23 protein-coding genes are annotated in these 24,259 nt (G+C 65.1%); 16 read left to right on the top strand and 7 right to left on the bottom strand.

Features of this window, described 5'->3' with window-relative positions; all coding sequences use genetic code 11:
* Positions 1–30 precede the first annotated feature (30 nt).
* Positions 31–810, top strand: a complete 780-nt coding sequence (locus ACVIGB_RS47160) for a class II aldolase/adducin family protein (RefSeq protein ID WP_173641786.1) — start codon at positions 31–33, stop codon at positions 808–810.
* Positions 811–915: 105 nt separating this feature from the next.
* Here the strand turns inward: ACVIGB_RS47160 and ACVIGB_RS47155 are convergent, their stop codons facing one another.
* Complete coding sequence (locus tag ACVIGB_RS47155) at positions 916–2,316, bottom strand: M20/M25/M40 family metallo-hydrolase (RefSeq protein ID WP_456724115.1); 1,401 nt, start codon at positions 2,314–2,316, stop codon at positions 916–918.
* A gap of 99 nt (positions 2,317–2,415) precedes the next feature.
* Positions 2,416–4,035, bottom strand: a complete 1,620-nt coding sequence (locus ACVIGB_RS47150) for a helicase HerA-like domain-containing protein (protein WP_456724116.1) — start codon at positions 4,033–4,035, stop codon at positions 2,416–2,418.
* Positions 4,036–4,408: 373 nt separating this feature from the next.
* Here ACVIGB_RS47150 and ACVIGB_RS47145 point away from each other — a divergent pair, with 373 nt between their 5' ends.
* The 9 genes from ACVIGB_RS47145 to ACVIGB_RS47105 all read left to right on the top strand — a co-directional run bounded on the left by ACVIGB_RS47145 (position 4,409) and on the right by ACVIGB_RS47105 (position 12,545).
* Positions 4,409–4,774 carry a hypothetical protein gene (locus ACVIGB_RS47145; RefSeq protein WP_092127034.1) on the top strand — a complete coding sequence of 122 codons (366 nt, stop codon included), beginning with the start codon at positions 4,409–4,411 and terminating at the stop codon, positions 4,772–4,774.
* Between the two features lie 60 nt (positions 4,775–4,834).
* A complete protein-coding gene (locus tag ACVIGB_RS47140) occupies positions 4,835–5,242 on the top strand; it encodes a DUF4332 domain-containing protein (protein WP_092125172.1) in 408 nt (135 codons plus the stop codon).
* 98 nt (positions 5,243–5,340) lie between these two features.
* Positions 5,341–6,198: a dihydropteroate synthase gene (gene folP / locus ACVIGB_RS47135; RefSeq protein ID WP_456724117.1), complete on the top strand. Its 858-nt coding sequence runs from the start codon at positions 5,341–5,343 to the stop codon at positions 6,196–6,198.
* Positions 6,195–6,575, top strand: coding sequence for a dihydroneopterin aldolase (gene folB, locus ACVIGB_RS47130; protein ID WP_092125171.1), 381 nt, complete (start codon positions 6,195–6,197; stop codon positions 6,573–6,575). Before folP ends, folB begins: the two co-directional genes overlap by 4 nt.
* A 20-nt stretch (positions 6,576–6,595) precedes the next feature.
* Positions 6,596–7,087, top strand: a complete 492-nt coding sequence (gene folK / locus ACVIGB_RS47125; RefSeq protein WP_456724118.1) for a 2-amino-4-hydroxy-6-hydroxymethyldihydropteridine diphosphokinase — start codon at positions 6,596–6,598, stop codon at positions 7,085–7,087.
* 107 nt (positions 7,088–7,194) lie between these two features.
* Positions 7,195–9,069, top strand: a complete 1,875-nt coding sequence (locus ACVIGB_RS47120; RefSeq protein WP_456724119.1) for a methylmalonyl-CoA mutase family protein — start codon at positions 7,195–7,197, stop codon at positions 9,067–9,069.
* Positions 9,066–9,536, top strand: coding sequence for a GFA family protein (locus ACVIGB_RS47115; RefSeq protein ID WP_456724120.1), 471 nt, complete (start codon positions 9,066–9,068; stop codon positions 9,534–9,536). Before ACVIGB_RS47120 ends, ACVIGB_RS47115 begins: the two co-directional genes overlap by 4 nt.
* A 12-nt stretch (positions 9,537–9,548) precedes the next feature.
* Positions 9,549–11,705: a methylmalonyl-CoA mutase gene (gene scpA, locus ACVIGB_RS47110; RefSeq protein ID WP_456724121.1), complete on the top strand. Its 2,157-nt coding sequence runs from the start codon at positions 9,549–9,551 to the stop codon at positions 11,703–11,705.
* A gap of 36 nt (positions 11,706–11,741) precedes the next feature.
* Positions 11,742–12,545, top strand: a complete 804-nt coding sequence (locus tag ACVIGB_RS47105; protein WP_456724122.1) for an RsiV family protein — start codon at positions 11,742–11,744, stop codon at positions 12,543–12,545.
* Positions 12,546–12,560: 15 nt separating this feature from the next.
* Here the strand turns inward: ACVIGB_RS47105 and ACVIGB_RS47100 are convergent, their stop codons facing one another.
* Positions 12,561–13,031, bottom strand: a complete 471-nt coding sequence (locus ACVIGB_RS47100) for an SRPBCC family protein (RefSeq protein ID WP_456724123.1) — start codon at positions 13,029–13,031, stop codon at positions 12,561–12,563.
* A gap of 158 nt (positions 13,032–13,189) precedes the next feature.
* Between ACVIGB_RS47100 and meaB the strand changes: the two genes are divergently transcribed.
* From meaB to ACVIGB_RS47075, 5 genes are all read left to right on the top strand, one after another.
* Positions 13,190–14,182, top strand: a complete 993-nt coding sequence (meaB, locus tag ACVIGB_RS47095) for a methylmalonyl Co-A mutase-associated GTPase MeaB (protein ID WP_298367403.1) — start codon at positions 13,190–13,192, stop codon at positions 14,180–14,182.
* Positions 14,179–14,826: a pyroglutamyl-peptidase I family protein gene (locus ACVIGB_RS47090; RefSeq protein WP_456724124.1), complete on the top strand. Its 648-nt coding sequence runs from the start codon at positions 14,179–14,181 to the stop codon at positions 14,824–14,826. The genes meaB and ACVIGB_RS47090 overlap by 4 nt, the downstream gene beginning before the upstream one ends.
* Before the next feature lie 118 nt (positions 14,827–14,944).
* Positions 14,945–15,424 carry a RidA family protein gene (locus ACVIGB_RS47085; RefSeq protein WP_456724125.1) on the top strand — a complete coding sequence of 160 codons (480 nt, stop codon included), beginning with the start codon at positions 14,945–14,947 and terminating at the stop codon, positions 15,422–15,424.
* Between the two features lie 294 nt (positions 15,425–15,718).
* Positions 15,719–16,585: an aldo/keto reductase gene (locus ACVIGB_RS47080; protein WP_456724126.1), complete on the top strand. Its 867-nt coding sequence runs from the start codon at positions 15,719–15,721 to the stop codon at positions 16,583–16,585.
* 650 nt (positions 16,586–17,235) lie between these two features.
* Positions 17,236–18,606 carry a TIGR03808 family TAT-translocated repetitive protein gene (locus ACVIGB_RS47075; protein ID WP_456724127.1) on the top strand — a complete coding sequence of 457 codons (1,371 nt, stop codon included), beginning with the start codon at positions 17,236–17,238 and terminating at the stop codon, positions 18,604–18,606.
* A gap of 8 nt (positions 18,607–18,614) precedes the next feature.
* Here ACVIGB_RS47075 and ACVIGB_RS47070 read toward each other — a convergent pair whose 3' ends face one another.
* From ACVIGB_RS47070 to ACVIGB_RS47055, 4 genes are all read right to left on the bottom strand, one after another.
* Positions 18,615–19,112, bottom strand: coding sequence for a TIGR03809 family protein (locus ACVIGB_RS47070; protein ID WP_456724128.1), 498 nt, complete (start codon positions 19,110–19,112; stop codon positions 18,615–18,617).
* A gap of 541 nt (positions 19,113–19,653) precedes the next feature.
* Positions 19,654–21,318, bottom strand: a complete 1,665-nt coding sequence (locus ACVIGB_RS47065) for a S8 family serine peptidase (RefSeq protein ID WP_456724129.1) — start codon at positions 21,316–21,318, stop codon at positions 19,654–19,656.
* Positions 21,319–21,355: 37 nt separating this feature from the next.
* Positions 21,356–22,102, bottom strand: a complete 747-nt coding sequence (locus tag ACVIGB_RS47060) for a hypothetical protein (RefSeq protein WP_092125158.1) — start codon at positions 22,100–22,102, stop codon at positions 21,356–21,358.
* A complete protein-coding gene (locus ACVIGB_RS47055; RefSeq protein WP_092125157.1) occupies positions 22,102–22,671 on the bottom strand; it encodes a sigma-70 family RNA polymerase sigma factor in 570 nt (189 codons plus the stop codon). The genes ACVIGB_RS47060 and ACVIGB_RS47055 overlap by 1 nt, the downstream gene beginning before the upstream one ends.
* Positions 22,672–23,089: 418 nt before the next feature.
* Here ACVIGB_RS47055 and ACVIGB_RS47050 point away from each other — a divergent pair, with 418 nt between their 5' ends.
* Positions 23,090–24,238: a GGDEF domain-containing protein gene (locus ACVIGB_RS47050; protein WP_456724130.1), complete on the top strand. Its 1,149-nt coding sequence runs from the start codon at positions 23,090–23,092 to the stop codon at positions 24,236–24,238.
* Positions 24,239–24,259 lie beyond the last annotated feature (21 nt).

The following is a 24,259-nucleotide window of genomic DNA, read 5'->3' as shown; positions in this document are numbered from 1 at the left end:
AAGCAACAGCTATCAACGGAGCAATCGGCCATGTCGCCAGCGGAAGCGCGCCTGAAGGAAGTCCCGTCGGATATCAGTGCGGCGGAATGGGAGCAGCGGATCAATCTCGCCGCCTGCTATCGGCTGGTGGCACTCTATGGCTGGGACGATCTGGTCGATACCCACATCTCCGCCCGGGTGCCCGGACCCGAGCATCACTTCCTGATCAACCCCTACGGGCTGATGTTCGACGAGATCACCGCGTCGAGCCTGGTCAAGGTTGACCTCGACGGCAACCAGCTCTCGAAGAGCGACTACAGCATCAACCCGGCCGGCTTCACCATCCATTCGGCGATCCACGAGGTGCGCGAGGACGCCGGCTGCGTGCTCCATCTGCACACGGTCGACGGCACCGCGGTGTCGAGCGGGCCCGATGGGTTGCTGCCGCTGAACCAGACCGCGCAGCTCGTTACCCATGACCTCGCCTATCACGACTATGAAGGCATCGCGCTCGACCATGACGAGCGCCCGCGCCTGCAGCGCGATCTCGGCACCAAGAACCACATGCTGCTGCGCAATCACGGCACGCTGACGGTCGGCCGCTCGGTCGCGTCCGCCTTCGAGCGGATGTACCATCTGGAGCGCGCCTGCTCGATGCAGGTGGCGACCCGCGCACTCGGCGGGAGCGCCTATCCGGTCGACCAGCACGCGATCGACAAGAACACCGAGCTGCTCTCGAACCCCGACCGCGCCGAGCTGCGCTCGACCCAGCTGGTCTGGCCGCCGCTGCTGCGCAAGCTCGACCGCGTCAATCCCGGCTACCGTGATTGAAATTTCACAATCTTCGAGTAAGCTAGACGCCAACACCCTCTACACGACCTGAATCAAAACGCCGCCCAATTCCGGGCGGCGTTTTTGCATTCGGGGCGTCTCGCTTTATTTGGCCTCGGCGAACGCCGCCAGGATCCGCGCCCAGGAGCGGATGCCCTTGTGGTAGCTCTTGAGGTCGTACTTCTCGTTCGGCGAATGGATGTTGTCGTCGTCGAGCCCGAAGCCGACCAGCACGCTGTCGAGGCCGAGCGTGCGCTTGAAGTCGGCGACGATCGGGATCGAGGCGCCGGACCCGACCAGCAGCGCCTCCTTGCCCCATTCGTCGGTCAGCGCGCGGCGGGCGGCCGCCAGCGGCTTCATGTTCCAGTCGAGCGCGATCGCCGGCGCGGAGGAATGATCGATGAATTCGGCCTTGCAATCCGCCGGCACGCGCGCCTTCACATAATCGCGGAACGCCTGGCGGATCTTCTCGGGGTCCTGTCCCTCGACCAGCCGGAATGAGACCTTCGCCGACGCCTCCGCCGGGATCACCGTCTTCGAGCCCTCGCCGGTATAGCCGCCGACGATGCCGTTGATGTCGCAGGTCGGCCGCGAGGAGACCTGCTCGATCAGGAGCCGGTCCTTCTCGCCGGCGGGCACCGACAGGCCGATCGGCTTGAGGAAGCTGTCCGCCGTCAGATTGAGCTGCTTCCACTGCGCCAGGATGTCCGGCGGCAGATCCTTCACGCCATCGTAGAAACCGGGGATCGTGATGTGGCCGTTCTCGTCGTGCAGGCCGCCGAGGATCCGCGTCAGCACGCGGATCGGATTCTGCGCACCGCCGCCGAACACGCCGGAATGCAGGTCGCGATTGGCGGCCTTGATCTTGACCTCGTCATAGACCAAGCCGCGCAGCGAGGTCGTGATCGCCGGCGTGTTCGGATCCCACATACCGGTATCGCAGACCAGCGCGAAGTCCGCCTTGAGCTCGGCCTTGTTGGCTTCCAGGAACGGCACGAAATTCTTCGAGCCGATCTCCTCCTCGCCCTCGATGACGATGGTGATGTCGATCGGCAGCGATCCCGTCACCGCCTTCCAGGCCCGGCATGCCTCGACGAAGGTCATCAGCTGTCCCTTGTCGTCCTCGGCGCCGCGCGCGACGATGATCTTGCGCCCGTCGGCATGGTCGGTCACCACTGGCTCGAACGGCGGACGGTGCCAGAGATTTAGCGGATCGACCGGCTGCACGTCATAGTGGCCGTAGAACAGCACATGCGGACGCCCGTCGGTCGCGCCGTTCAGCTTGCCGACGACGGCCGGATGGCCGGCGGTCGGCCGCACCTCGGTCTTGAAGCCGAGGGTTGCGATATCCTTGGCGAGATGATCGGCAGCCGCCTTGCAGTCATTGGCAAAGGCCGGGTCGGCCGAGATCGATTTGATCCGCAGCAGCGTGAACAGCCGCTCGAGACTGTTGTCGAAATCGGCGTCGATACGGTCGAGGACCGGCTGCAGCTTGGCGTTGGACATCGCTTATATCCTTTTTGTTTGGACATTGCCGACGTTGTAGCGCGCCGGCCGCCGGAGGCAAAGCCGGCTGCCCATTCCTCCGGCCGGATGATCGCGATGCTACCTGCGCAGGATTCCGCCGAGCGCACCGCGCACCAATGCGCGACCGATCGAGCCGCCGACCGAACCACCGACCGATTTGCCGAGATCTGCGACCACGCCGCCGACTACCTTGTCGGTCACCGAGCGCGTGACGTTGCGCGCGATCACCTGTCCGGTCGAGAGCCGGCCGCGCTTGACATTGGTGCCGAAGATCGTGGCGGCAATGGCCCCGATCTGGCCGAGGATACCGCCGCCTTCGCCAGGCGCGCCGTCCGCCGGCGTCGCCGTGCCGGCGAGACGCTTCTGGATGATCTCGTAGGCGGATTCGGCGTCGATCGCGGTGTCGTATTTGCCCTTCACCGGGCTCGCATCCATGATCGCCTTGCGCTCCTCCGGCGTGATCGGCCCGATCCGCGCCGACGGCGGGCGCACCATGACGCGCTCGACCATTGCCGGCGTGCCGCCGCCCTCGAGGAACGAGACCAGCGCCTCGCCCTTGGCGAGCTCCATGATCACCCGCGCGGTATCGAGCTTCGGATTGGGCCGGAAGGTCTGCGCGGCCGCCGCAACCGCCTTCTGGTCGCGCGGCGTGAAGGCGCGCAGCGCGTGCTGCACGCGGTTGCCGAGCTGCGCCAGCACCTTGTCCGGCACGTCGATCGGATTCTGCGTGACGAAATAGACACCGACGCCCTTGGAGCGGATCAGCCGCACCACCTGCTCGATCTTGTCCATCAGCGCCTTCGGCGCGTCGGTGAACAACAGATGCGCCTCGTCGAAGAAGAACACCAGCTTCGGCTTCGGCAGGTCGCCGGCCTCCGGCAATTCCTCGAACAGTTCCGAGAGCATCCAGAGCAGGAACGTGGCGTAAAGCCGCGGGCTCTGCATCAGCTTGTCGGCGACGAGGATGTTAACCATGCCGCGGCCGTCGCGGTCGGTCCGCATGAAATCCTTCAGCGTCAGCGCGGGCTCGCCGAAGAACTTCGCGCCGCCCTGGTTCTCGAGCACCAGCAGCTGGCGCTGGATCGTTCCGACCGTCGCCTTGGACACGTTGCCGTAGCTCTGCGCGGCCTTGCGGATCGACGCCAGCGGATCTTCGCCGTCGTCGGCGCCCTTCTTGCTGCCGTCGGGCGCGATCGCATCCAGCAGGGCGCGCAGATCCTTCATGTCGATCAGCGCGAGGCCATTCTCGTCGGCGACGCGGAATGCAACGTTGAGCACGCCCTCCTGCACGTCGTTCAGATCGAGCATCCGCGACAGCAACAACGGTCCCATCTCGGTGACGGTGGCGCGCACCGGATGGCCCTGCTCGCCGAACACGTCCCAGAACACGGTCGAGAATTGATCGGGCTGGAAGGTCAAGCCCATCTCCTGGGCGCGCTTTACAATGAAGTCCTTGGCCTCGCCGACCTCGGAGATACCGGAGAGATCGCCCTTGATGTCGGCGGCGAAAACCGGAACGCCGGCGCGCGCAAATCCTTCTGCCATGACTTGAAGCGAGACGGTCTTGCCGGTTCCGGTTGCACCGGTGACGAGGCCATGCCGGTTGGCCAGCGCCAGCGTCAACCAGGCTGTCTCCTCACCCTTGCCGATAAAAATCTTCTCGTCGGTATCGGCCAATTTATTGTCGGAGGTCGCCATCGCTTCGCCTCTTCGCGCAGATTTAGATCGTTTCGATCATCACACCCGGTTCGAAACCTCGAACCCGCTTCGATACCGAACCAGCGCCATCATATTGCATCTTGCCGGTCGATTGAAACCGTCAGCGCAAGCTGGCGTATATTGTCGCGCCACTGGTTCCTCATATTTTATTCCCGGCGAAGTGTCGAAAGGCATTGCGCATTGCGACAAGATGGTGTGAATCCGCCGCTCACTCTTGCAGCGAGGCCACAGTCACGACGCGATCGAAAAAGAAAACGAACTGAAATGCGCGGATCGCTTGTATTTCGTGACACAGGCGCTCAAGATAAATTCCGAAGAACGACCCGGCAAAGTCCGGTTGAGGCGGGGCAAGATGGATGAATTGGTTGGACAGCTGGCCGCGAAGGCCGGCATCGATGGCGCTGTCGCTGAAAAAACCATCGGCATCGTTCTGGGTTTCCTCCGTAACGAGGGACCTTCCGACAAAGTCCAGGCTCTGATCGACCAAATCCCCGGCGCCGAAGCGGCAATCGCCGCCTCCAACAACAGCGGTGGCCTATCGCGGTTGATGGGCGGCGGCCTGATGGCTGTCGGCACCCGGCTGATGGCGCTTGGCCTGAGCATGGGTGAAATTCAGAACGTCGCGCGTGAACTTTTCAGGTTCGGCCGCGACAAAATCGGAGCGGATCAAATGGGCGAGATCATCTCGGGGACGCCGGGCCTCAGCCAGTTTGCCTGAAGCACTTTCCCAACGCCTCTGCACGCGCTCCCTTCTACCAGTTACCTGCATACGAGTATCATGACATACCCCCTCTCCGAGATCGAAGGCCTGTCCGCCTATTGCGCCACCAAATTGAAATCGCAGGGTATCCGCACGACCGACGCGCTGCTTGAAGCCGCCCGCACCGTCAAGGGACGCAAGGCGCTCGCCGCCAAGACCGGGATCAGCGAACAGCAATTGCTCGAATGGGCCAACATCTCCGACTACATGCGGATTCCCGGCATGGGCAAGGCGAAGGTCGGGTTGGTCCGCGCCGCCGGCGTCACCACCGTGCGCGAGCTCGCGCAGCGCAACCCGTCGCGGCTGGCGCAGAGCATGAAGGACGCCAATGTGCGGCGTAAGCTCGTCCGCGTGATGCCGTCAGAGAAATCGGTCGAGTTGCTGATCGAACAGGCACGCAAGCTGCCGCTCAAAATCACCTATTAGCATCACTATTAGGCAGCCTTAACCGCACCCGCGGCCGCCGGCGCCACGCATCGCGGCGACACCTTGACTTGCCGCTGCGGTCAGCGCAAAGCCACCGCATGATGGCAACCAGGCCCATAGCACCGGCGGTGACCGGCCCGGCCGTATCAGCGGTGCTGCCGGCACTGCTGTCGAGACCCTATCCAGCGGTGATGGGTATCCTGAACGTGACGCCGGACTCGTTCTCCGACGGTGGCCAGTTCATCGCGCCCGAACAGGCGCTGGCGCAGGCCCGCAGGCTGATCACTGAGGGCGCCGACATCATCGACATCGGCGCGGAATCCACCCGCCCCTACGGCTCGCAGCCGGTCATCGCCGAGGCCGAAATGGCGCGGCTGAAGCCGGTGCTGGCCGAGGTGGTCGCGCTCGGCGTGCCGGTCTCGATCGACAGCATGAAGTCGGAGGTCGTGGCCTGGGCGCTCGACCAGGGTGCTGCGATCGCCAATGACGTCTGGGGCCTGCAGCGCGATGCCGGCATGGCGCCGCTCGTCGCCGCGCGCGGCGTGCCCGTGATCATCATGCACAATCGCGAGCAGGCCGATCCGGCGATCGACATCATGCAGGACATCACGGCCTTCTTTGAACGCTCGCTCGATATCGCGGCGCGCGCCGGCATTGCGCCCGACCGGATCGTACTCGATCCCGGCATCGGCTTCGGCAAGACCCCGGAGCAGAGCATGATCGCGCTGGCGCGGCTCGCCGAGCTCAACGCGTTCCGCCTGCCGGTGCTGGTCGGCGCCTCCCGCAAGCGTTTCATCAGCACGATCGTGGCCTCGGAGCCGCAACAGCGGATCGGCGGCTCGATCGCGGCGCATCTGATCGCCGCGCGGAATGGCGCCCGCATCATCCGTGCGCACGACGTCGCGGAAACCGTTCAGGCGCTGCGGGTGGCCGCGGCAATCGAGGGACAGCAATGACCGACACGATCTTCATCACCGGGATCGTCATCCATGCCCGTCATGGCGTGATGGAACATGAGACCGAAGTCGGGCAGCGCTTCGTCATCGACCTCGAGCTCTATACCGACCTCTCGGAATCCTCGCGCACCGACCGCCTCTCCGACACCGTCTCCTATTCCAACGTGGTGGCGACCGCGACATCGGCATTCAAGAACACCAATTACAAGCTGCTGGAGCGCGCCGCCGGCGCGGTAGCCGATGACATCCTGACCACCTTCCCGCGCGTCAGGGCGGTCAAGGTCACCGTGCACAAGCCGCATGCGCCGATCGCCGCGATCTTCGACGATGTCGGCGTGGTGCTGACCCGCTCGCGGCATCCGCCGTCCCAGAGTTGAACGCCCAAGGTTGAACGCTGATGGCTGACGTCCTGATCGCACTCGGCGGCAATGTCGGCGACGTCCGCACGACGTTTCGCAAAGCGATCGCCAATATCTGCGGTATGACGCAGGCCGCGCTCCTGGCGCGCTCGTCGGACTATTCGACGCCGCCCTGGGGCGAGCAGCAGCAGGACAGCTTCATCAATGCCTGTATCGAGATCGACACCAGCCTCGATCCGCACGCGCTGCTGTTCACGCTGCACAAGATCGAAAGCAAATTCGGCCGCGACCGCAAGAACGAGCAGCGCTGGGGTCCGCGCACCCTCGACCTCGACCTGATCGCCTATGACGACGTCACACTCGACAAGCCGGAACTGACGCTGCCGCACCCGCGCTTGTTCGAGCGCGCCTTCGTGCTAGTGCCGCTGTCCGAGATCGTTCCCGACCGCGTCATCGCCGGGCGCCGCGTCGCGGATGCGCTGGCTGGGGTCTCGACGGACGGTATTTTCCGTCTAGCGGACCTCGATTAAAAACCGCACGAGCGCAAACAACCGTTTGGCTTAGCCGCCCGCCCGTGGCAATTTCCGGCCAAATCACGGGGCGCCCTCGCGGGGCCGATGAAGGACGATTTGGGCGGATGACGACCTCGACTGACGATTTGGCTCTGGCTTCGGATTTTGCACCGGCAACCTACGACGACTGGCGCAAGCTGGTCGACGGCGTGCTGAAGGGCGCACCGTTCGAGAAGCTGGTCGGCAAGACCTATGATGGCCTGAGGATCGATCCGATCTACCGCCGCGCCACGAACTCAAGCCCGCTTCCCGGCCGCGCCGCCGCCACTCCCTGGCAGATCCTGCAGCGGGTCGACCACCCCGACGCCGCAGCGGCCAATGCGCAGGCGCTGCAGGATCTCGAGAACGGAGCGACCGGCCTCGAATTCGAGTTCGCCGGTGGTCCCGGCGCGCGCGGCTTCGGTCTCGCCGACGCCAGCAAGAAGACACTGGCGCGGGCCTGCGGCGGCGTCCATCTCGATGCCGGCATCATGATCGCGCTCAACCCGGTGATCGGACGCGAGAACGCCGGCGAGACGTTTGCCGACATGGTCGAGGCCCGCAAGCTCGATCCGGCCAAGCTCGACCTGCATTTCAATTACCAGGCGCTCAGCACGATTGCCGTGCGCGGTGCCGCGGCCATCGCTTGGCCCAATTACGAAAAGTCGTTCGGCCAGGTCGTCAACGGACTGATCAGGCGCGGCTTCAAGGGGCCGTTCGTGCTGGCCGACGGCCGGCCGGTGCATGATGCCGGCGGATCCGAGGTGCAGGAACTCGCTTTCACGCTCGCGACCGCGCTCGCCTATCTGCGCATGCTGGAGGCCGCAGGGCTCGATCTCGATGCGGCGCGCGCAGCCGTGTCGTTCCGGCTCAGCGCCGATGCCGATCAGTTCCTGACCATGGCGAAATTCCGCGCGCTGCGGCGTCTGTGGGCAAGGATCGAAGAGGCCTGCGGCCTCGCGCCGAAGCCGATCTTCGTCAATGCGCAGACCGCGTGGCGGATGCTGACCCAGCGCGACCCCAATGTGAACATGCTGCGCGCGACGATCGCGACCTTTGCCGCCGGGCTCGGGGGCGCCAACGCCATCACCGTGCTGCCGCACACGCTGGCGCTCGGCCTGCCGGACGATTTCGCCCGCCGCGTGGCGCGCAATACGCAGCTCGTGCTGCTCGATGAGTCCAACCTTGCCAAGGTCTCCGATCCCGCGGCAGGCGCCGGCGGCATCGAGACGCTGACCTCGCAGCTTTGCGAGCCGGCGTGGACGCTGTTCCAGGAGATCGAGAAGGCCGGCGGCATCTTCACCGCGCTCGAGCAAGGGCTGCTGCAAAACAAAGTCGCCGCGACGCGGGCGCAGCGCGAAGCCAATGTGGCGAAGCGGCGCGACGTGCTGACCGGCGCCAGCGAATTTCCGAACCTGCACGAGGCGGTCCTCGCAGTGCTGGATGTGAAGCCGGCAGCGCCGGTATCCACCGCCGGTGCCAAGGTCAGCTTCGATGCCCTCGCCCCGATGCGGCTCGCCGAACCGTTCGAGGCGCTGCGCGACACGTCCGACGCCGCGCTGAAGGCGCGTGGCGCACGGCCCAAGATCTTCCTCGCCAATCTCGGCACGCCAGCGGATTTCACGGCTCGCGCCACATTTGCAAAAAGCTTCTTCGAGACCGGCGGGATCGAGGCCATCGACAGCGAGGGCTTTGCCGACGCGGCGGCGCTTGCCGCGGCCTTCAAGGCCTCGGGCGCCGCGATGGCGTGCATTTGTTCCTCTGATAAGGTCTATGCCGTTAGCGCCGCTGAGGCCGCCAAGGCCCTTCACGGCGCCGGAGCAAGGCATATCTATCTGGCAGGGCGGCCCGGCGACCAAGAAGCGGCGCTGCGGGCGGCCGGCATCGGTGAGTTCGTCTTCGCCGGCGGTGACGCGCTGGCGACATTGCGCGACGCCTATCGGCGGATGGAGCAGGCATGACGGCAGAGACACCAGCGAAACCCGTTCTGACCGGCGGTTGCCAGTGCGGCGCCGTGCGCTTTGCGGTGTCCGCGGCACCGAACCGCGTCAGCATCTGTCACTGCCGGATGTGCCAAAAGGCCTCCGGTGCGCCGTTCGCCTCTTTCGCCGACATCAACAACGAGGATTTCACCTGGACCCGGGGCAAGCCGGCGGCGTTCAAATCCTCCTCGATCGCCGATCGCGACTTCTGTGCCGCCTGCGGCACGCCGCTCAGCTTCCGGCGGATCGACGGTCCCCGTATCGAGATCATGACCGGCGCCTTCGACCGGCCCGACCGGGTGATCCCGACGCAGCAATTCGGAACCGAGTCCCGCCAAGGCTGGGTGGTCGGCATCGCCAATCTGCCGAGCCAGACCACGATGCAGAATTACGGACCGGAGAAGATGGCGACCATCGTCAGCCATCAGCATCCGGACCATGACTAAGGAAGCCAAGGAATGACCCGCATTCCCAATTTCGCCGATGTCGCCTTCCAGCCCGTCGCCGCGGCGATGCCGCCTGCGAGCGCCGAACCCTGGCTGACTCCCGAGGGCATTCCGGTGAAGTCCGTCTACAGCGAGGCCGATCTCGAAGGCATCGATTTCCTCGAGACCTGGCCCGGCATCGCGCCCTATCTGCGCGGCCCCTACCCGACCATGTATGTCAACCAGCCCTGGACCATCCGGCAATATGCCGGCTTCTCCACGGCGGAGGATTCCAACGCCTTCTATCGCCGCAACCTCGCGGCCGGCCAGAAAGGCCTGTCGGTCGCATTCGACCTCGCCACCCACCGCGGCTATGACTCGGATCATCCGCGCGTCTCCGGCGACGTCGGCATGGCCGGTGTCGCGATCGATTCCATCTACGACATGCGCACGCTGTTCGCCGGCATCCCGCTCGACCAGATGAGCGTGTCGATGACCATGAACGGCGCGGTGCTGCCGATCCTCGCGCTGTTCGTCGCCGCCGCCGAGGAACAGGGCGTGCCGCCGGAGAAACTGTCGGGCACCATTCAGAACGACATTCTGAAAGAGTTCATGGTGCGCAACACCTACATCTATCCGCCGACGCCCTCGATGCGGATCATCTCCGACATCTTCGCCTACACCTCGCAGCGGATGCCGAAATACAATTCAATTTCGATTTCCGGCTACCACATGCAGGAGGCCGGCGCGACGCAGGACCTCGAGCTCGCCTATACGCTGGCCGACGGCGTCGAATATCTGCGCGCCGGGCTTGCCGCGGGTCTCGACGTCGATCGTTTTGCCCCTCGCCTCTCTTTCTTCTGGGCGATCGGCATGAACTTCTTCATGGAAGTCGCCAAGATGCGCGCCGCGCGGCTATTGTGGGCGAAACTACTCAAGCAATTCAACCCGAAGGACCCGCGCTCGCTGTCGCTGCGCACGCATTGCCAGACCTCGGGCTGGTCGCTGACCGCGCAGGACGTGTTCAATAATGTGATGCGCACCACGATCGAGGCGATGGCGGCAACGCAGGGCCACACCCAGTCGCTGCACACCAACGCGCTGGACGAGGCGCTGGCGCTGCCGACCGATTTCTCGGCGCGCATCGCCCGCAACACCCAGCTGTTCCTGCAACAGGAGAGCGGCACCAACCGCATCATCGATCCCTGGGGCGGCTCGTACTATGTCGAGCGGCTGACCCGGGATCTCGCGGCAAAGGCCTGGGGTCACATCCAGGAGGTCGAGGAACTGGGCGGCATGGCCAAGGCGATCGAGGCCGGCGTGCCGAAGCTGCGGATCGAGGAAGCCTCCGCCAAGACTCAGGCGCGGATCGATGCCGGCCGCCAGGCGGTGATCGGCGTCAACAAGTTCAAGCCGGAGAACGAGAGGCCGATCGACGTCTTGAAGGTGGAGAACTCCACCGTGCGGCGGCTGCAGATCGACAAGCTGGCGCGGCTCAAGAAGGAACGCAACCAGAAGGACGTCGATGCGGCGCTCGCCGCGCTGACCCGCTCGGCCGGCGAAGGCAACGGCAATCTGCTGGCGCTGGCGATCGACGCCGCGCGCGCCAAGGCAACCGTTGGCGAGATTTCAGACGCCATGGAAAAGGTGTTCGGCCGCCACCGCGCCGAGATCAAATCCATCACCGGCGTCTACAAGCGAGAGGCAGCGGCCATGTCCAACAAGGTCGAAAAGGTGCAGGCGCTGATCGACGCCTTCGAGGAAGCCGAAGGCCGCCGCCCGCGCATCCTGGTGGCAAAAATCGGCCAGGACGGCCATGACCGCGGCCAGAAGGTGATCGCATCCGCCTTCGCCGATGTCGGCTTCGACGTCGATATCGGACCGCTGTTCGCAACCGCCGACGAAGCCGCGCGGCAGGCAGTCGAGAACGACGTCCACATCCTCGGCGTCTCCTCGCTCGCAGCAGCTCATCTCACCGCGGTGCCGGAATTGAAGGCCGCGCTGAAGAAGCACGGCCGCGAGGACATCATGATCATCATCGGCGGCGTGGTGCCGCCGCAGGATTACGATGCGCTGTATGCCGCGGGGGCCGAAGCGATCTTCCCGCCGGGCACCGTGATCTCCGACGCCGCCGAGGAGCTGATCCACAAGCTCAACACCCGGCTCGGCCATAGCGCGGCGGCGGAGTAACGCTGCTGCCTTCGCCTCCCTTGCTCGGAGTTTTCCATGCGCGCCGCTCGCTCGATGACGCCTGCCCGCATCATGGGTCTTGCCGGCCTGTTGGCTTGCCTCTGCCTTTCCGCGCGCGCCGCCGATCCCGAGCCCGACGCCACGATCAAGAATGCGAGCATCGAGGCCAACGTCTATCTCGACGACAAGATCAAGGCGGACGCAGCGCTGGCGGCCGACTGCCTCGCCGAGGGCCGGAAGTGGATCGACAAGAACGCCGCGGAGGCAGCTTCCGCGCGCAAGGACGAGCCTGAGCTTTTCAAAGACCGCGGCGGCTATTCATTCGAGCGCAAATATTCGGTGCGCTCGATCGTCGACGGCCGCTATGTCAGCGTGCTGCGCGACGACTACATGGACACGCTCGGCGCGCATCCGAACACCAACGTCAACACCATCCTTTGGGATACGACGGCGAACAAGCGCATCAGCATCCGTCCCTTCTTCACCGAGACGGCTGACAACGGCCCGACCCTGACGGCGATGCGCAAGGCGATCGTCTCGGCGCTGAACGCCGAGAAGAAGCGGCGCGGTGCCGGCGAGACCGCAACCGCCGAGTGGTACAAGGAGCTGAAGCCGACCCTGCTCAAGATCGGCGCCGTGACGCTGGCGCCATCGACCGTGTCAGGCAAGAGCTCCGGCCTCACCTTCCACTACCCGCCCTACGCCGTCGGCCCGTATGCCGAAGGCCAATATGTCGTCTTCGTGCCGTGGGAGACGCTGAAGCCGTATCTGACGGCGGAAGGCACCAGGATCTTCGGCGGCGCCCGGCCGAAGGGCGATACGGACGATCAGCAACAATAGCTGCTTCAGCGGGCCTCAGCCTGGCTGACGCGCCAGCGCTCTGACCAGGGAGCTGGTCCAATCCGGGATCCACGCCTGGAACTGGGTGTGCCAGCGATCGGCATCGCCGGGCACGGTGTCGAGCTCGACCGACCATTCGATGAAGGTGCGGTTGCCTTCGACGACCGGCAGCAGATGCATCGTGCCCTCGTAATGCGTCGGCTGCGGCGCGTCCGAACCGGCATCCGCGAGAAACGGCAGCGGCTCGATGCTGGCATAGGTCAGCGAATGCTGCGTGTCCGAGTGGCCGGCAAGGCGTTGCCTGACCCAGAGCCCGAGATAGCAGAAGCGCCTCACAGCACCGATCTGGTCGCCGCGCTTGTCGTCCTCGATCACGCTTTCGCTGACGCCCTCGATATAGGCGGGATAATTGTTGAAGTCGCGGATCAGCGACCACACGGTATCGAGCGGGTGGTCGAGAACGGTGCTGTAATAGGCTCGGGTCATGGCAGGCTCCGGATGTTGGTCCGCAGTGATGCGGAACGGGCCCTGATCAACCGCATGGCAGCGGGCGCGCCCACCCGATTTCCGATCTCGCGATTGATCGGGGACGAGTGCGGACTCCGCCCTCGCCTGCAACCGGCAGCCGTTGTAAACCAAGGCCCATGACCTCGCCGAAGCCCGCCTCTCCCGACATCCACGCCCTCGCCAAGGAGCTCCGCGCCGGCCACCGCGCCGCGCTGGCGCGGGCGATCACGCTGGTCGAGAGCCGGCGCGGCGATCACCAGGCGGCGGCGCGCGAGCTGGTGCAGGCGCTGTTGCCCGACACCGGCAAGGCGGTGCGGGTCGGCATCACCGGCTCGCCCGGCGTCGGCAAGTCGACCACCATCGATGCGCTCGGCATGTTCCTGATCGAGCGCGGTCACAAGGTCGCGGTGCTGGCGGTCGATCCCTCCTCGGCGCGCACCGGCGGCTCGATCCTCGGCGACAAGACGCGGATGGCGCGGCTCGCCGTCTCCGACCAGGCCTTCATCCGCCCCTCGCCGTCCTCGGGCACGCTTGGCGGCGTCGCGGCGAAGACCCGCGAGGCGATGCTGTTGTGCGAGGCTGCCGGCTTCGACGTCGTGCTGGTCGAGACCGTCGGCATCGGCCAGTCCGAGACCGCGGTCTGCGACATGACCGACTTCTTCCTGGCGCTGATGCTGCCGGGCGCTGGCGACGAGCTGCAAGGCATCAAGAAGGGCCTCGTCGAGCTCGCCGACATGATCGCGATCAACAAGGCCGACGGCGACAACCTCAAGCGCGCCAATCTCGCCGCCGCCGACTATCGCAGCGCGCTGCACATCCTGGCGCCGCGCTCCGAGCACTGGCATCCGCCGGTCGAGACTTATTCCGCGCTGACCGGCGCCGGGCTCGACCGGCTCTGGCAGAAGATCCTCGAGCACCGCACCGCGATGAACGCCTCGGGCGAATTCGAGGCCCGCCGCCGCGAGCAGCAGGTGAAGTGGATGTGGTCGATGCTGGAAGGCCGGATGATGGCGCGGCTGCGCAGCGACGCTGCGATCCGCGCCAAGGTCAAGAAGATGGAGGCCGAGGTCGCCGGCGGCCGCATCTCGCCCGCGGTCGCCGCCGAGCAGATCGCGGAGATGCTGCATTGAGCGGCAAACTGCGCATCCTCGTCACCGGCTTCGGGCCGTTCCCGGGTGCGCCGTTCAACCCGACCATGCCGCTGGTCAAGCGGCTGGCCGGGCTGCGCCGGCCGGCTTTCGACAACGTCGCGCTGACGAGCCACATCTTCGACGTCACTTACGCAGCCGTCGATCGCGAATTGCCCGAGCTGATCGCACGACATCGCCCGCAGGCGCTCTTGATGTTCGGCCTCGCCGGCCGCACCTCGCATCTGCGGATCGAAAGCCGCGCCCGTAACGCGGTGACGACGCGCTTTCCCGATGCCGGCCGCCAGCATGCGCGCAAGGGATCGATCGCAGGCGGCGCCGATGCGCAGGTGTTCGGGCCGCACAGCGAAAAGCTGCAGCGTGCCGCGCTGGTGACCGGCATCGATGCACGGATGTCGCGCGATGCCGGCAGCTATCTCTGCAACTATCTGAGCTGGCGCGCGATCGAGGCCGTCAACGGCGACAACGGCCTGCACCTCGCACAATTCGTCCATGTTCCGCCGCTCGCCCATGACGGCACGGCCGCATCAGGCAAATCATCCATCACGCTGGAAGCGCTGGTCGATGCCGGCGAAGCCATGCTGCTGGAGCTCATAAAGCTGACCCGACAGGCAGCGCGCGCGTGAGCGACGCGGATTTGGCGGTGTCCAATATGGGGAGCGCCGGCTTTCCCAATTCGGGGACGATGGTAGAGTACCGGCAGTGACGTTCTCAGCCGAACAACAGGATTGAGAGGCGTGAGCGATGGGCGTCGAGAAGAGACTGGAGCAACTTGGCCTTGTGCTTCCTCAACCCGCCAAGGTGCCACCCGGCGTAAACATTCAGTTCGCGTGGGTTCGCGTACACGGCGACCGGGCCTACGCATCCGGTCATGGGCCCCTCAATCCCGACGGCTCTCCAGCAGGGCCATTCGGGCAGGTCGGCGCTGAGGTATCTGCCGAGCAAGCCCATATCGCCGCCCGCCTCGCGGCCCTGGCGATGCTCAGCAGCCTTCGCCAAGCGCTCGGCGACCTGGACAGAATCTCGGCATGGCTGACGGTTTCGGGTATGGTGAGCGTCGCGTCAGGATTTTTTGCCACGACCAACGTCATCAATGGTTGCTCGGACGTCTTGCTGCAGGCATTTGGCCCGGATGTCGGTACGCATGCACGCACCGCTATCGGCGTCACCCACCTTCCGCTCAATCTCCCCGTCGTCATCGCAGCAGAACTCGCCGTTCGCTGACGCCCTCGGATGCGACATGAGGTGATCAGTCAGGGTCGCTGGCTGACGCGACCCCAATCACCCGTATGAGTCCGCTGCCCCCGGCAAGCCTGGGGCTGCGCACGCGAGAAATTTGCAATTTCAGAAAGTGTAAACGGGACCTCTTGCGGTCGTAAAGGCCGTCCAAAGCTCACCGGTCATGCTTGTCCTTCGGTTGACGATCAAGGTCGCTCGCAAGAGCTTATCCACCGAAACCGACACGTCCGCAGAGTGAAGCGGATCTCTTCCGAGAGTGCAGCATTGCGGTTTCGATAGATGGAGTTGCAGGTGAACCAGTCTCCATACAAAGGGGCAGCGCTTGCCGGAATAATTCACCTCGGCGACTTACCGGTTAGTCGATTGGGCTTCGGCGCAATGCGCCTCTGCGGAGATTCAGCATGGGGAAGACCAAGGGATCGAGGGCACGCCAATCGGGTTCTGCATCGCGCGATCGAGCTTGGTGTGAATCTTATCGACACGGCGGATAGCTACGGCCCCGAGGCGAATGAGTCACAGATCTCGGAGGCGCTGTATCCCTACCCGCCAGGCTTGGTCATTGCCACCAAGGGCGGCCTGGTGCGACCAAACCGCCGATCTTGGATCGAGGACGGTCGCCCCGACCATTTGCGGCGCGCGGTTGAAGGCAGCTTGCAGCGGTTACGGCTCGAGCGCATCGATTTGTATCAACTCCATGCGCCTGACCCCAATGTGCCCTTTGCCGAGTCGGTGGAAGCACTGGCTGATTTGAAGCGCGCAGGCAAAATTCGTCATATAGGCATTTCGAACGTTACGGTTGCGCAGCTCGAAGCGGCGCGCTCGATCACACCCATCGTGTCGGTTCAGAACCCGTACAATCTGCGAAACCGGACCAGCGAAGACGTACTCGCCGCGTGCGAGCGTCTTGGAATTGCGTTTCTGCCCTGGTATCCGCTGGGCGGCAAACGCGGCCTCAAGGCACTCAAGGTCAAGCAAGTTGCCTCGCGCCGCGGTCTCACGCATGCCGCCCTATCCCTTGGGTGGCTGCTCGCAAGATCACCGGTTATGCTGCCAATCCCCGGCACTCGATCCATCGATCACCTGGAGGACAATGTGCGTGCGGCCTCCCTCAAGCTTGCGCCGGAAGACTTCGCCGATTTGGGATGAACGCTTCGGGTCAACCAGCGATGCCCTGCTCAAGCACGCGATTTCTGGATAGCCCCCAACATCCGCTTGATCTCTTCCACGAGTTTTCGACTTCCGATTCACAGAAATCATCTGGGTGCGATCGGCATCCGGCTTTCCCTGCGCCCTCTTCATGCGAGAGGGCGGAACGAAGAGCAAAGCTCGGGCAAAACATGTCGCGAGAACGCGTATCTATGATTCGATGGCCACTCAACACACTCAGTGTCGTCCTGGCGAAAGCCAGGACCCATTACCCCAAATCTCAATCGTTGCGCGACGCTGGGGCCACAGCCCTCTTCAACAACACAACCCTGTGGTTATGGGTCCTGGCTTTCGCCAGGACGACGATCGTGTGTGGTTCCCGCACTGTCATCGCCCGCGAAAGCGGGCGATCCAGTACGCCGCGGCCTTTCGAATTGAACTCAGACGCCTCTGGAATACTGGATCACACGCATGCGCGGGTAATGACACCGAACGAGCTGTTTGACAGTGTGAATCGGCTGCACCGGAGGTTAACCCTACCGCCAACAATCGCCCTACTGCGTCGGCATGTTCACCATGCCGCGCCGCATTTCGCGCTACCACTCGGGCGCGAACGTCACCGCTCGCGAATGTTTGCGAGGGCTGTGCCCATGGACGTCAACCGCCGCCATCTGATCGGAGCCTCCGCCGCCGGCGTCGCCGGTGCGCTTGCGATGTCGCCGGATGCGGCGCGCGCCGCGCAGTCTGCCGGCTCGCTCGGCCGTGACGTCACGCAATATGGCGTCCGTCCCGGCAGCCCCGACGACCAGACCCGCAATTTGCAGCGCGCGATCGATGACGCCGCGCGCGCGCAGGTGCCGCTGGCGTTCCCGCCCGGCGTCTACCGCACCGGCCTGTTGCGGCTTGCGCCCGGCAGCCAGCTGATCGGCGTGCGCGGCGCCAGCCGCCTCGCGTTCAACGGCGGCGCCTCGCTGCTGGAAGGCGAAGGCGCTGGCGGCATCGTCCTGATGGGCCTTGCCTTCGACGGCGGCAACGTTCCGCTGCCGGCGCGGCGCGGCCTAGTGCATTGCCAGTCCGGCCGCGACATCCGCATCACCGATTGCCAGTTCACCGGCAGCGGCGGCAGCGGCATCTGGTTCGAGCAGATGTCGGGCGACGTCAGCAACAACATCTTCACCGGCATCGCGTCGACGGCGCTGGTGTCGTTCGACGCGCTCGGCCTGATCGTCTCGCGCAACACCATCAAGGGCACCAACGACAATGGCATCGAGATCCTGCGCACCGCGATCGGCGATGACGGCTCGATCGTCGCCGACAACCGCATCGAGGACATCAAGGCCGGTCCCGGCGGCTCCGGGCAGTACGGCAACGCCATCAACGCCTTCCGCGCCGGCAATGTGATCGTGCGCGGCAACCGCATCAGCAATTGCGACTTCTCGGCGGTGCGCGGCAATTCGGCCTCCAACATCCACATCACGGACAACAGCGTCAGCAATGTCCGCGAGGTCGCGCTCTATTCGGAGTTCGCGTTCGAGGCCGCGGTCATCGCCAACAATACCGTCGACGGCGCCGCGATCGGCGTCTCCGTGTGCAATTTCAACGAAGGCGGCCGTATCGCGGTGGTCCAGGGCAACATCATCCGCAATTTGCTGCCGAAGCGCCCTGTTGGCACCGACCCGAACGACGGCGCCGGCATCGGCATCTATGTCGAGGCCGACAGCGCCGTCACTGGCAATGTGATCGAGAATGCGCCGACCTTCGGCATCGTCGCTGGTTGGGGCAAGTATCTGCGCGACGTCGCGATCTCAGGCAATGTCGTGCGCAAGGCGTTCGTCGGGATCGGCGTCTCGGTGGTGCCGGGCGCCGGCACCGCGCTGATCAACAACAACATGATCTCGGAAACCCCGCGCGGCGCGGTGGTCGGGCTCGATCACGCCCGCCCTGTTACCACCGACCTGTCAGTGGGTGGCGCCCAGCAATATGCGCAGCTGGTGGTCGGCGCCAACGCGGTGCGGCGCTAGCCTTCGGCCTACAGCGCGTTGCGCAGCAGCGGATAGCGCCGCTGGATGGTGTCGAGATCGAGCACCGGCGGCGGCATGACCGGAGGGGGCATCTCCAGCGGCGGTGCGTCGGCCACAACGGGCGGCTGCTCGAGGACCTCGGCCGCCGTTTCCATCGCGGCCGCGACTGCGGTCATCGCGGCCTCCGCCAATGTCGCAGCCTCCGAACGGCGCTGCTGCGCCGGCGAAAGATCGCGCGGCGGCGGCAGCTTCGACTTGCCGCGTCCGAGCCAGGACAGATCGACCGGCGAATTGTCGAGGGAAGCTTCGCGGGTCAGCAATTCGCGCCAGATGTCGACCGCGGCCCGCGCTTCCCTGATGTTCTCGATAAAGGCCTGCTCGCTGTGATAGCGGCGCCAGCGTCCGGTTTCGAACAGCTCGTTGAGGTGCTCCAGCCTTTGCTCGGCAAGGTTGCACCAGCGTGCAACGATCTCCTGGCCTCTGGCCACGTCGGTCCGATGTGTCATTCAACTTGCCCGCAGGGAAAGAAACGGACGCAGACGCAACCGAACCGAATCAACAGGACGCGACACTGATATTCTGTGGAAAAGGTAAATAAAGTCTAACTAAATTCTTAATCGCGGACGGGCGATGAAGGAAGTCCGCTCGACTACGGAGTTTGTTGCCCGAACCATCGTCAAGTCATCGACTTGCATGGTGGCGACGCGCGGCGCTCCCGATCGCTGCGCAGCCGAACGATCCACAGCAAACAGCCGCGGCCGTCGCGCGCATCCCCCGCGATCACGCAGCGCGACCACGTCCGGCCAGTCCGACATTCAAGGCAGCCCCCAAAAGCAAAGACCCGTCCGGGGGGACAACCGGACGGGTCAAAGCCATATGGGCGCTTGGGGTGGATGGGCGCTCGCGCCTGATATAGCCGGGGAGGGATAAACCGCTCCCACACACATAAGTCGTGAGAGGACGGCGGACGTTCAAATCGCCGGCGATTTTTTTAACCTTTTCGCCGCCCGGTTCCATCGCACCGTTGCCGGCGTCCGGCACCGGAAATCACTGCGCAGCACGGTGTTTTGCGGCTGAATCGTCCGCTGCGATCGACGACGCGGGTTCATTCAACGCGCGGCTCACGGAAGTGTTATTGCCGTCCGCTGCCTGTGCAGGCTGCGACGGTTTGTCCACGGTGGCCGCGACGGGAGCATTGGTCGCCGCCATCACTGCAGCAAGCGCGTCCGCCTCCCCGGCCCCGAACAGATCGTCACGTCCGGGTGCCCCGAGATCGCGGGCCGTGCCGGTCAGGATCTTGCGCACCTCGGCGGGCTTCAATGCCGGACTGCGCTCCAGCACCAGCGCCGCGATGCCGCTGACGAACGCGGCCGAAAAGGAGGTGCCCGACATCAGCTGATATTTGCCGTCCGGCACCGGCACGAGGAGATCGGCGCCCGGCGCCGCCAACGCGATGTAGCTGCCGCGGTTCGAGACCGCCATCAGCCGCTCGCCGGCATCGATGCCGCCGACCGCGATCACATCGGGATTGGCGGCGGGATACAGCGGCGGCGATTTCGGGCCGGCATTGCCGGCTGCGGCAACCAGCACGACGTCCCTCGCCGTGGCGGCGGCCACGGCGCCCGCGACAAGTGCGTCCTGCGGTCCGGCAAAGCTCATGTTCACGATCTGCGCACCGTGCGCCACCGCGTAATCGAGGCTCCTGAGGATCACGTAGGAGGTGCTCTCGGCGCCGCCGGCGGCCACACCGAAGGCGCGGATCGCCAGGATCCGCACTTCAGGCGCACTCCCCGTCAGCCCGACGCGCGCCGCGATCACGCCGGCGACGGCGGTGCCGTGGGCATGCGGGCCATCCTTGCTGCCGAGCGCATCGAACGTGTCCGCAACCGTGTTGGCCAGTTCCGGATGGGCCGCATCGATGCCGGAGTCGATGACGGCAATGGTGACGTTCATCCCGCGCGCCAGCCTGTGCGCCTCGGGCAGATGCAGCTGCGTCTGGGCGTATTGCGCCGGATCACTGCCGCCGGCGGCCGGCTTCTGGTCCTGCAGCGCGTAACGGTAGTTCGGCTGCACCGAACGGACGCTGCTGTCGCTCGCGAGGTCGCGCGCCACCGCGTCGGCGGAGCGATTGCCGGCCGTACGGAACAGGCCGATCGCAGCGCCGAGCAGCGGGATGTTCTGCGAGGCGATCCGCCTCAGGCCATGGCGACGCGCCAGCGCGTCGGTCTGGGTCTCGGTCAATGCGCCGTCGATCTCCGCCACGAGCTCGTTCGGCACGGTTCGCGTGGCCGCCACGTCCTGCGCGCGGCTGCTGCCGCCACCGCCGGCCCTGCCCTTCCTCGCAGCGCCCTTGCCGCCACCGTTGACGGCGACCGGCCGGCCGGAGCATTGGCGCGTGCCGTCGCCGCAATCGGCAGAGAAACGGGGGGCGTCATGCACGTGGGGCGGCGGCATGCTCGATCGCGGTCCATCGCCGGTCCACGACGTCGCCGGACCGTGGAGCGGCGCGCGGTCAGCCGTGCCGTCCAGCCCGCCGCCAGCCCTGCCGATGCCGGGATTGACCCGCGGCCCGATGGAGAGCTGCGGCCTGCCGCCGATCGGTGATCGCATGAAACTCTGGGCGTAGGCCGAGCCGGCAACAGACACCAGCAACAACACGGCGGCAGCAATGGCCGCTCGGTTCGTCGATCTGGTCCGGCCGTTGGCGGTCATGGTGACCTCAACTCGGCGCAGGACCGTCAGCCGCCGTTTACGGCGTCTCGACCGCGAGGCTGACGATCTTCTCTTTCTGCAAACGGGCAATCAGCGATGCGACGCCATCCTTGTCCATCGCTCGGAACTGCAATCGGAACATTCCGCCCTTACCGTCGACGATCGCGCCCTGGTAATTGTCGAGCAGCGACGTGATGTCGGCGATCCTGGCGTCCGGCGTGAAGCGCACCAACAGCCGCGTCGGCGCCGCCGCCACGCTGGCGCCGAGGTCGCGGGTGATCGGCGCACTGGGTGCAACGGCCGCGCTCGGTGCGCTGGGGGCGCTGCGTTGTTCGGCGGCATCAAGCGATGCGGTCTGGAACGAGGCCGGCTCGCTGCGCATCAGCACCGCGCCGATCACGCCGGCCTGCAGCAACACCACGATCGCACCGAGGCTGGACGACCAGGCCAGCGTCCGCGGCGACAATTTCGAAAAGAACTCCGAGACGGAGGCCGACATGCGCGCGCCCGCCGACGGCTTGCGCTCCGGCTCGGCATCGATCGCGGCAAACAGCTTCTGCATGGCACGCGCAGACGGCGCACCGAGGCTCTCGTTGAGGCCGATCGTCTCGGCATACTCCTCGCGGATGACGGCATACTGCCTGGCCAGCTCCGGATCGGAAGCGAGTGCGTCCTCGACGCGGCGCGCGTCACGCGCGTTCAGCGTGCCGGCCGCATGCCAGGGCAGCAGCATCTCGACATCGTCAGGATCTTGACCCTGCACCTTCTTGTTGCTCGCAGCCATCATGGCCAACCTCGCTCGACACCGGCTGCCTTCAGCAACTCGGCAAGTTTCTTGCGCGCATAGAACAGGCGCGTCTTCACGGTGTTCTCCGGAATCCCGACGATCTCTGCGACGTCTTCCACGGATTTCTCGTGATAGTAGACAAGATCGACAATTTCCCGGTGTTCCGCCGATAGTCCCGTCAGGCACTTACGCAGCGTGTCACCCGTGTCCTTCTTCTGCACCACCGTTTCCGGATCGTCGGACGTGTCCTCGATCGCGTTCGCGGCCTCATCGTCCAATTCGGCGTCCTTCCTTCGCCGCAGCGAAGACAACGCCTTGAACCGGGTAATCGCCAGAAGCCAGGTCGAAACGGCGGATCGTCCCTCGAATTTGCCCGCCTGACGCCACACGTCCAGAAAGACCTCACTAATGAGATCCTCCGCCACCTGTTCGTCCCGCACGAGCCGAAGCCCGAAGCGGTACACCCTGACATGATGCCGTCCGTATAGCACCTGCATGGCGAGCCGGTCGCCTTGAGCGATCCGAGCGATCAGAACCTCGTCTGAAGCCGCCTGTGTCGCACTCAATGGCCGTCTCGCAAAGTTGGTCTGAGGGGGGTGGTGCGTGGTTCGACGCGAGAGGCAAGATTCTTCACAATACGGCAATGTCCTGACCGCATGTGTGATCTATGACACAGTCGACGATCCCAATGAGGAAAAATCGCCGGAGACTCGGTAAGCGGTATCATAATAGTGAAAACTCTCGCGGACTCGCACCATCCGGCGCGACCATACCAAGGCTTTGCCGGCAAGCCAGCGCTGTCGCGAAGCGGGCGCCGCCGCAAGCCCCCGCACCGATCGCTTCCGACCCGCCTCCGTGAACGGATTTCCCTTACGAAACAAGGGTGATGACCGGGTTTCACCGGAGCAGATTCGGTTCCAAAAGATACCAAACCTAAAGGCTTTCCCACGTAGATTTTCGCCGGATTTCAGCAATGGCGAGACCATGGGCAGCGCTGCGTCGTCACTTCCCAGCCCGATCGCGGGTGCATCGGAAAGCGGCCGTCCCAGGCTGACGCGCGAGCGCCTGGCGCGCCGGGCCAGGCAGCGCCGCCAGATCCAGTCGATGATCGCCGCCTGCTTCGTGCTCGATGCCGTCGTGCTGCTGATCTACGCGCATGCCGGCACGACGTCGGTCCTGGTAGCGGCGGGCTACGCCCTGACCGGCCTCTCCCTCGTCGCCATCTATGTGCTGCTTTCGGAGCGCGGCTTCCACGAGCGCTTCCGCGACCACTACCTGGTCGCGCCGCAATCGGCCGTCAACATGGTGAACCTGCTCGTGTTCACCTACATCGCGCCGGAAGTCGGGGTGCTGTTCCTCTGCAACCTGTTCGTGGTGTTCGGCTTCGGTGCGCTGCGTACCTCGGCGCGCCAGACCGCGATCGTCTGGACCATCATGGTGCTGGGCCTCGCCGCGCTGTTCCTCGGCACCGACAAGGCGATCGGGATGCCGACCAGCACCAGGATCGACCGCCTCGCCACCATGCTGGTGTTCGCGCTGACGATCGGGCGCTGCATGTATCTCGGGATATTCTCGAGCTCGATGCAGCAATCGCTGTATCAGAGCGGCGTCAAGCTGAAGGAGGCTTACCGGCGCATCGAGGAGCTCGCCGAGCTCGACGAGCTGACCGGCACCTCCAATCGCCGCAGCATCATGCGCACGCTCGAGGAGGAGATCGCACGCTGCGCCCGCAACGGCAGCTCCTGCGCGGTGGCGCTGATCGACCTCGACCATTTCAAGCGCATCAACGACGTCTACGGCCATCCGATCGGCGACGAAGCGCTGCGCACCTTCGCCATCGGCATGTTCGCCAATCTCCGCAGCATCGATCGCTTCGGCCGTTACGGCGGCGAGGAATTCCTGCTGGTGCTGCCCGACCTGTCGCAGGATCAGGCGATGCGCGCGCTCGAGCGGCTGCGCGCGATCATCGCCGGTCTCGACTGGAGCGCATTCTCGCCCGGCATGCAGGTGACGATCTCCGCAGGCGTCACGACGCTCAAGCCGCACGAAAACTCCGACACATTACTCGCCCGCGCCGATGGCGCGCTTTACGCAGCCAAGGCCAGGGGACGCAACCGCATCGCCAGTGCCTGACATCCTTTCATTTCCCTATTC

This window comes from Bradyrhizobium sp. USDA 4341 (assembly GCF_054063755.1).
This window is presented reverse-complemented; position numbering and strand designations above follow the sequence as displayed.